Source organism: Paraburkholderia sp. SG-MS1 (assembly GCF_012275575.1).
Classification (GTDB): Bacteria; Pseudomonadota; Gammaproteobacteria; order Burkholderiales; family Burkholderiaceae; genus Paraburkholderia.
In genome coordinates this window covers 1-700 of record NZ_NPIH01000202.1, presented here as the reverse complement: position 1 = coordinate 700, position 700 = coordinate 1, and the positions used below count along the sequence as shown (strand labels likewise).

Genomic DNA, 700 nt, shown 5'->3' with positions numbered 1-700 from the left:
ACCAGATTCGTCATTTCGTCCGTCTCCCTCACAGCACCTTGGCTTCAGTCTTCAGCTTCTCGACCAGCGTCTTCACGTCCGGCACCTTCACACCGGCGGAGCGCTTCGGCGGCTCGACGACTTTCAGCGTTTTCAGGCGCGGTGCAACGTCCACACCGAGGTCCGCGGGCTTGATCGTCTCCAGCGGTTTCTTCTTCGCCTTCATGATGTTCGGCAGCGTCACGTAGCGCGGCTCGTTCAGGCGCAGATCGGTGGTGACCACGGCCGGCAGCGTCAGCGACAGCGTTTCGGCCCCGCCGTCCACTTCGCGCGACACGGTTGCCTTGCCGTCAGCCACGACAATCTTCGAGGCAAACGTCGCCTGCGGCAGATTCGCCAAAGCGGCGAGCATCTGGCCGGTCTGGTTCGAATCGTCGTCGATGGCCTGCTTGCCGAGAATGACCAATAAAGGCTGTTCCTTGTCGACCAGCGCCTTCAGCAGCTTGGCGACCGCCAGCGGCTGCAGTTCTTCGCTCGACTCGATCAGGATCGCGCGATCCGCGCCGATCGCCAGCGCCGTGCGCAGCGTTTCCTGCGCCTGCGCAACACCAGCCGACACGGCGATCACTTCCGTCGCCACACCGGCTTCCTTCAGACGCACCGCTTCTTCCACCGCGATTTCATCGAACGGATTCATCGACATCTTCACGTTCGCGATGTC

General features: G+C 62.4%; 1 protein-coding gene. It reads right to left on the bottom strand.

Features of this window, described 5'->3' with window-relative positions:
- Positions 1-28: 28 nt before the first annotated feature.
- Positions 29-700 (bottom strand): electron transfer flavoprotein subunit beta/FixA family protein (locus tag CIC12_RS15785; protein ID WP_168665016.1); only part of this gene is annotated, 672 nt, incomplete at its 5' end.